Source organism: Enterobacter sp. 940_PEND (assembly GCF_001059415.1).
Taxonomy (GTDB): Bacteria; Pseudomonadota; Gammaproteobacteria; order Enterobacterales; family Enterobacteriaceae; genus Enterobacter; species Enterobacter cloacae_M.
The window spans coordinates 23,685-30,755 of the sequence record NZ_JUMS01000059.1 but is presented as its reverse complement, the minus strand read 5'-3'; the positions used below and the strand labels follow the sequence as shown (position 1 = coordinate 30,755).

Genomic DNA, 7,071 nt, shown 5'->3' with positions numbered 1-7,071 from the left:
CGCCTCGCCCCGGCCTGCAGGAAACGCCTCAGCGATTTACAGCCGGACCATAGCGTCGCTGTAAGACCTCTGCCCGCAGTATGCTTTTCATTGCGGTAATTTTGCGAGTCTCTTTCCAGAAATGGTAATATCCTCAGTGGCATAGCTCAAATCTATTGCCGCCTGTTTTGATGAGCAGTAAGTTCTCTTTGCACCTGCAAAATCAGGTGCCGGGTTTAGCATCCTGGCTTATCTTATCGGCGGCACATTATGTGCAGCATGCTTTGCTACATCTCAATGGTGGGCTGAGCAGGGGCATCGAAAGATGCGCCGGTATCCGATAAGGCCGGTAATGCTAACTCTGTTCAGTCCACCACCAGCGAAGTTAGCATTTCCGGTGGTGGAAGCTTTATCACTTATCGGAGGCTGCCAATATGGCTACTACCCCAACCCAAGCTCATTCTTTATTCACCCTGCCCTTCAACCACGCCACCGACTTCACCGAACTGGCGGATAACTGCGAACGTTTTACCGACGCACTGGTAGATTGCGAAGAACCCGCCCCAAAAATGGCGCTTTACGGCAGACTTTATGCCTGTCTGAATCTTCTGCAACCCACGCTTCTGGAACCTGTTCCGGACGCTTTAAAAGCCAGCCTGACCGTGAAGGAACTCCCGTCACGCGTTCCGGCTTTCGAACCCGAATGCGATCAGCTGGGGCGCTACTGTCAGGAGCTTACGCAGATGCTGATGAACGGCTCACTGCCGCGACAATCTGAAATCGTTATGGAAGATTTGCTGTGCGAGCTGGTCAGCTACTTTGCCGATACGCTGAAGGCACCGCGCTGGCTGCAGACAGACGAAGGCACAATCGCGATCGGCTAAACCTGACGGATGGCGCTGCGCTCATCCGGCCTACAAAAGACCCATAAAAAAACCCGCCGAAGCGGGTTTTTAGCATTTGTAACAGCGGGCCCATTACTGCAGCAGCGAAATATCCGCCACGCGCAGGAACAGCTCGCGCAGTTTATCGAGCATAGAGAGACGGTTAATACGCAGCTCTTTATCTTCTACGTTCACCATCACTTTCTCGAAGAAGGCATCGATCACGTCACGCAGCTCGGCCAGCTCCACCAGCGCTTCCTGGTAGCGACCTTCCGCGAAGTACGGCTCGAGCTTATCGCGCAGCACCACAACCTGCATCGCCAGAGCGATCTCTTCCGGCTCTTTCAGGGTTGCGGCGTTCACGCGCTCGTTCAGCGTCTCGTCGGATTTCGCCAGAATGTTGGATACACGCTTGTTGGCCGCGGCCAGGGCAGATGCCGCTTCCAGGGTACGGAAGTGGGAAACCGCCTTCATACGCGCATCGAAATCAGCCGGACGGGTCGGACGACGCGCCAGCACCGCCTGAATGGTGTCAACGGTGTAACCTTCGTCCTGATACCACGCGCGGAAACGACCGAGCATAAAGTAGATCACATCATCCACAACGTTCGCGTTGGTCAGCTTGTCGCCGTACAGACGCACCGCTTCTTCGGTCAGGGTCTGCAGATCGAGGTTCAGGTTCTTCTCAACGATGATACGCAGCACGCCCAGCGCGGCACGACGCAGCGCAAACGGGTCTTTGTCGCCTTTCGGATGCTGACCGATACCGAAGATACCCGCCAGGGTGTCCATCTTATCGGCAATCGCCACGGCGCAGGCAACCGGGTTGGACGGCAGGTCGTCACCCGCAAAGCGCGGCTGATACTGCTCGTTCAGGGCAACGGCTACGTCTTCCGCTTCGCCATCGTGACGCGCGTAGTGCATGCCCATCACGCCCTGGGTGTCGGTGAATTCGAACACCATGTTGGTCATTAGGTCGCACTTGGACAGCAGGCCCGCGCGAGTCGCGTGGTTGACGTCTGCACCGATTTCACGGGCAATCCAGCCGGACAGCTCCGCAATGCGGTCGGTCTTGTCGCGCAGCGTGCCCAGCTGCTGCTGGAACAGCACGGTCTGCAGGCGCGGCAGGTTATCTTCCAGACGCTTTTTACGGTCGGTGTTGAAGAAGAACTCTGCATCCGCCAGACGCGGACGAACGACTTTCTCGTTACCGGAGATAATCTGGATAGGATCTTTCGATTCGATGTTTGCCACGAAGATGAAGTTTGGCAGCAGCTTGCCGTCGTTGGCATAGACCGGGAAGTATTTCTGGTCACCCTTCATGGTGTACACCAGCGCTTCAGCCGGAACGGCCAGGAATTTCTCTTCGAACTTCGCGGTCAGCACAACCGGCCATTCCACCAGAGAGGTCACTTCTTCCAGCAGGCTGTCGCTCAGGTCTGCGTTACCGCCAATCTTGCGCGCCGCGTCTTCGGCGTCCGCTTTGATTTTGGCTTTACGCTGTTCGTAGTCGGCAATGACCTTACCGCGCTCCAGCAGGATCTGCGGATACTGGTCGGCATTGTCGATGGTGAACTCAGGCTCGCCCATAAAGCGGTGGCCGCGGATCACGCGATCGGACGCCACGCCCAGAATGGTAGCCGGGATAACGGTATCGCCCAGCAGCAGGGTCACGGTGTGAACCGGACGCACGAATTGCACGTCGGACGCGCCCCAGCGCATCAGCTTAGGAATCGGCAGCTTTGCCAGAGACGTGGCAATCATGTCCGGCAGCAGCGCTTCCGCGCTTTCGCCTTTCACGTGCGCACGGTACAGCAGCCACTCGCCTTTATCCGTGGTCAGACGCTCGGCCTGATCGACGGTGATGCCGCAGCCGCGCGCCCAGCCTTCAGCCGCTTTGCTCGGCTTGCCTTCCGCGTCAAACGCCTGGGCAATCGCCGGGCCACGTTTTTCGACTTCGCGATCCGGCTGAGACGCCGCCAGATTTGCCACTTTCAGCGCCAGACGGCGAGGTGCGGCAAACCACTCAATTTTACCGTGTGCCAGGCCAGCGTTATCCAGCTCGGCGGTCACGTTCGCAGCGAAAGATTCAGCCAGGCTGCGCAGGGCTTTTGGTGGCAGCTCTTCGGTGCCGATTTCCACCAGGAAAGTTTTCTCAGACATGGCCGCCTCTTATTTGTTTCGGTTGCACATCGGGAAGCCAAGGGCTTCACGGGACGCGTAGTAAGCTTCTGCAACGGCTTTGGTCAGGGTACGAATACGCAGAATGTAGCGCTGACGTTCAGTCACGGAGATGGCTTTGCGGGCGTCCAGCAGGTTGAAGCTGTGGGCGGCCTTCAGAATACGCTCGTAAGCAGGCAGCGGCAGCGGAGTCTCCAGCGCCAGCAGCTGCTGCGCTTCTTTCTCGTACTGCTCGAAGCAGGTGAACAGGAAGTCCACGTCCGCGTATTCGAAGTTATAGGTGGATTGCTCCACTTCGTTCTGATGGAACACGTCGCCGTAGGTGGTTTTACCCAGCGGGCCGTCGCTCCAGACCAGGTCGTAAACGCTGTCTACGCCCTGAATGTACATGGCCAGACGTTCCAGACCGTAGGTGATTTCACCGGTGATTGGCTTACATTCCAGACCACCCACCTGCTGGAAGTAGGTGAACTGGGTCACTTCCATGCCGTTCAGCCACACTTCCCAACCCAGACCCCAGGCACCCAGCGTTGGGTTTTCCCAGTTATCTTCCACGAAACGGATGTCGTGGATGGTTGGATCCATACCCAGCTCTTTCAGCGACCCGAGGTACAGTTCCTGAATGTTGTCGGGTGATGGCTTAATCACCACCTGGAACTGATAGTAATGCTGCAGACGGTTCGGGTTCTCACCGTAACGACCATCGGTCGGACGACGGGAAGGCTGCACATACGCGGTCGCCATTGGCTCTGGCCCCAACGCGCGCAGGCTGGTCATCGGGTGTGAAGTGCCGGCGCCGACTTCCATGTCCAAAGGTTGAACAATGGTACAGCCCTGACGAGCCCAGTAATCCTGTAAGGTCAGGATCAGGCCCTGGAAGGTCTTGGTATCAAACTTTTGCATAGTATTTCGTGCTGGATACGTGTGGTTTTAAATGGAAGGGACCAGTATACCCGCTGGCTGCAAGATATACAGTACGAAACGGGGTTGTTTAGGGAAAATTGGGAAATAAGCCTTCCGGCCAGAACGCTGACGGCGTCTGGCTGCTGATTATACCAGCAGGCTAGCGCATGGAGAGGTGTAAAAACTGACCGTCCGCATCAAACGAGCAGACAAAGCCCTCTTTACGCGCCGTATATCCTCTTAGTTCATAGCTGCCCTGAAAGCGCTCGAATCCGATGACGTTAATTTTCTGAATGTCCGAGTTATAGCGGCGGGCGGCCTTGTCCTTGCAGAGAGACTCCATATTCAACGAACGTTCCGGACTCATTTTACCCTGCTGCGCTTTTTGCGCAGGGGCTTCCTGCGGCGCGGTGCATCCCGGCAGAATGAACAGCAGAAAGAGTGACGCCGCACGCTTCATCATCATTTTTATTACCGCCCTGGTCAGTGGCTGTTATTTTTAATATCAACACTTTTATAGATTAAGGTCTGCCATTCTGCGAATCTCACGGTCTCCCGGCAAGCCTGCGCATAAAACTCAGAATTTTCCAAACGAAGACTTTTGGACAATGGCAGTCACACTCAATTTACAGGGAATACGAGGAACTGATGCAGTCAAAAATTAACTGGATTGATAACCTGCGAGGAATAGCGTGTCTGATGGTGGTCATGATCCACACGACGACCTGGTACGTCACGAATGCCCACAGCATCAGCCCCGTTAACTGGGATATTGCCAATATCCTTAACTCCGCATCGCGCGTCAGCGTGCCGTTATTCTTTATGATTTCCGGCTTTCTCTTTTTTGGCGAGCGCAGCGCGCAGCCGAGGCATTTTATCCGCATAGCGGCCTGCCTGGGATTCTACAGCGCCGTTGCCCTGCTCTATATCACCCTGTTCACCTCCATTAACGCCGGGCTATCGCTGAAATACGTGCTGCAAAAACCGGTGTTCTATCACCTGTGGTTCTTCTTCGCGATTATCGTTATCTATCTGGTCTCCCCGCTCATTCAGGTGAAAAACGTCAGCGGGAAAATGCTCCTGGCCCTGATGGTGGTGATTGGCATCGTCGCCAACCCGAATACGGTTTCGCAGAAAATCGACGGATTTGAGTGGCTGCCGGTCAATCTCTATATCAACGGCGATACTTTTTACTACGTGCTTTACGGCATGCTGGGGCGCGCCATCGGGATGATGGACACGCAAAAACGCGGTCTGAACTGGCTCTGCGGGACGCTGTTTATCGCTGGGGTGGCGGTGATTTCGCGCGGGACGCTGCACGAGCTGGAGTGGCGCGGCAATTTTGCCGATACCTGGTATCTCTACTGCGGGCCGATGGTCTTTATCTGTGCCGTTTCGCTGCTCACGCTCGCCAAAAATACCCTGAACGCGCGCGCCCTGCCCGTGCTGAGTCTTATCTCGCGGCACTCTCTTGGGATTTACGGTTTTCATGCGCTGGTGATCCACGCGCTGCGCACGAGAGGCGTTGAGCTTAAAAGCTGGCCGGCGCTGGATATCGTCTGGATTTTTGCCGCCACGCTGGCGATCAGCCTGCTGCTGTCGATGCTGCTGCAAAAAATAGACGTTCGCCGCTTCGTCAGTTAACGCTGCGCTGCCGGGCACGATGATACTGGCGCGGGGAGGAAAACCCTGCCGCCAGTGAGGCCTGTTCCACGCCGCGCCCCTGCAATAGCCACTGTTCCGCCACCGCCAGACGCAGCTGCTCCAGATAATCGCGAACGCTAATCCCTAAATGTGACTGAAAAAGCCGGGTGAGATGACGCGGGCTGACGTGCGCCAGTGCGGCAATGTCAGGCAAGCTCCACGCTTTTTGCGGCTCGGCGGTGAGCGCATCCTGCGCCCGATGGATCGCCGGATGAAGATGATTGCGGTAGCGCAGCCACGGGGATAGCTGGGGATCGTCACCGGAACGGCGGAACCAGACCACCATCTCACGCGCCACACTCAGCGCCTTTTCGGGGCCGCACAGGCGGTTAATCATATGCAGCGCCAGATCGATGCCTGACGTGATCCCGGCGCTGGTCCAAATGTTCTCATCCTGCACAAAGATGCGGTTTTCTTTAATCGTCGCCGTGGGGGCCGCGGTGCGTAAACGGCTAATAACGTCATGATGGGTCGTGCACTGCCGGTTGTTCAACAGGCCCGATTTCGCCGCCAGTAAGGCCCCTGAACAGACGCACATCACGGTGATTTCCTGGCGCTGGATCTGCGGCTGCAGGCACATCAGCCAGTGCTGGATCTGCTGCGCCTGTGGCGTTGAGAACTGACAGCAGGAGTCGCTCACACCCGGCAGCACCAGCAGGCTGCCTTCCGGGAGACGCTCCGGCAGCGGCTGAATGCCGCTCATCGTCAGGCGAATGGACGTCGGAACCTCAGGCTGCGGGCCAATGTAATGCAGGCGAAACGCGTCGCCTGCCAGCACAAAAGTTTCTGCCGGGCCGGTCATGTCTAATGACAGCACCCCGGGCAACATCACGAACCAGACGTCGATGCTCATTACAGGGACTCCAGCGTCTCCGCTACCGTTTTAATCTCGGCAAAACGCCCGGACAGTACCGTCTCGGTACGATGGCGAATTTCCGCTGCGCTAAGGGTTATCCCCTTGTACGTCATGGGAAACGTCAGCGTTGCCTCACTAACAAAGGTCACAGCATAACCCAGATCGGAAGCCACCCGGGCGGTGGTTTCACAGCATTGCTCAGTACGAATTCCGCAGATAATCACACTGTTGATATCACGCTCGCGCAGCCAGCGGTCAAGCCCGGTATCCGTGAAGGCATTATGGACGTGTTTCTGGAAAACCACATCCGGCTGATGACGTAAAAAGGCCATCGGTTTGACATAGCCGCTTTCCAGAGTGAAAGGACCGTCTTCATCCACGTGAAAAATATCAACGACCGGAATATTGCGCGCCTGGCAGCCTTCGATCAGCCCCAGCATCGCCTGCTGAAAGGCAGGAATTTCGTCCTCCTGCCAGTAATTGCGGTGATGGAATGACTGCTGAGTATCGATGTTGATTAATGCAATGCGTGACATGATAAATCTCCTCGCCAGTGGGTGTAAC

General features: G+C 56.3%; 7 protein-coding genes and 1 pseudogene. 3 read left to right on the top strand and 5 right to left on the bottom strand.

All coding sequences use genetic code 11. The annotated features are described in order from the left end of the window. Positions 1-345 precede the first annotated feature (345 nt). Both ADJ24_RS25740 and ADJ24_RS09675 read left to right on the top strand, forming a co-directional pair. A pseudogene (locus tag ADJ24_RS25740) lies at positions 346-525 on the top strand (hypothetical protein); the annotation flags it as partial. Next, entirely contained in the window at positions 453-863 is a 411-nt protein-coding gene (locus tag ADJ24_RS09675) for a hypothetical protein (RefSeq protein WP_285894856.1), read from the top strand. The pseudogene ADJ24_RS25740 and the gene ADJ24_RS09675, both read left to right, overlap by 73 nt. Before the next feature lie 93 nt (positions 864-956). Here the strand turns inward: ADJ24_RS09675 and glyS are convergent, their stop codons facing one another. The 3 genes from glyS to ADJ24_RS09660 all read right to left on the bottom strand — a co-directional run bounded on the left by glyS (position 957) and on the right by ADJ24_RS09660 (position 4,413). Further along, complete coding sequence (gene glyS, locus ADJ24_RS09670) at positions 957-3,026, bottom strand: glycine--tRNA ligase subunit beta (RefSeq protein ID WP_023309945.1); 2,070 nt, start codon at positions 3,024-3,026, stop codon at positions 957-959. 9 nt (positions 3,027-3,035) lie between these two features. Continuing rightward, positions 3,036-3,947, bottom strand: coding sequence for a glycine--tRNA ligase subunit alpha (gene glyQ / locus ADJ24_RS09665; protein ID WP_003860141.1), 912 nt, complete (start codon positions 3,945-3,947; stop codon positions 3,036-3,038). Between the two features lie 160 nt (positions 3,948-4,107). Next, entirely contained in the window at positions 4,108-4,413 is a 306-nt protein-coding gene (locus ADJ24_RS09660) for a YsaB family lipoprotein (RefSeq protein WP_023309944.1), read from the bottom strand. Positions 4,414-4,595: 182 nt separating this feature from the next. On the opposite strand from ADJ24_RS09660, the gene ADJ24_RS09655 reads away from it, so the two are divergent. Next, on the top strand, positions 4,596-5,591 hold the full coding sequence (locus ADJ24_RS09655) for an acyltransferase (RefSeq protein ID WP_023309943.1): 996 nt from the start codon (positions 4,596-4,598) through the stop codon (positions 5,589-5,591). Here the strand turns inward: ADJ24_RS09655 and ADJ24_RS09650 are convergent. Continuing rightward, positions 5,584-6,504 (bottom strand): GlxA family transcriptional regulator, encoded by a 921-nt coding sequence (locus ADJ24_RS09650; RefSeq protein WP_023309942.1) that lies wholly within the window; start codon positions 6,502-6,504, stop codon positions 5,584-5,586. The genes ADJ24_RS09655 and ADJ24_RS09650 overlap by 8 nt on opposite strands. Beyond that, on the bottom strand, positions 6,504-7,043 hold the full coding sequence (locus tag ADJ24_RS09645; protein WP_023309941.1) for an isochorismatase family protein: 540 nt from the start codon (positions 7,041-7,043) through the stop codon (positions 6,504-6,506). The genes ADJ24_RS09650 and ADJ24_RS09645 overlap by 1 nt, the downstream gene beginning before the upstream one ends. Positions 7,044-7,071: the final 28 nt, after the last annotated feature.

Coding starts and splice junctions, on each gene's coding strand:
- ADJ24_RS09655 (WP_023309943.1), top strand. CDS start 4,596: ATGCAGTCAAAAATTAACTGGATTGATAACCTGCGAGGAATAGCGTGT.
- ADJ24_RS09650 (WP_023309942.1), bottom strand. CDS start 6,504: ATGAGCATCGACGTCTGGTTCGTGATGTTGCCCGGGGTGCTGTCATTA.
- glyQ (WP_003860141.1), bottom strand. CDS start 3,947: ATGCAAAAGTTTGATACCAAGACCTTCCAGGGCCTGATCCTGACCTTA.
- glyS (WP_023309945.1), bottom strand. CDS start 3,026: ATGTCTGAGAAAACTTTCCTGGTGGAAATCGGCACCGAAGAGCTGCCA.
- ADJ24_RS09645 (WP_023309941.1), bottom strand. CDS start 7,043: ATGTCACGCATTGCATTAATCAACATCGATACTCAGCAGTCATTCCAT.
- ADJ24_RS09660 (WP_023309944.1), bottom strand. CDS start 4,413: ATGATGATGAAGCGTGCGGCGTCACTCTTTCTGCTGTTCATTCTGCCG.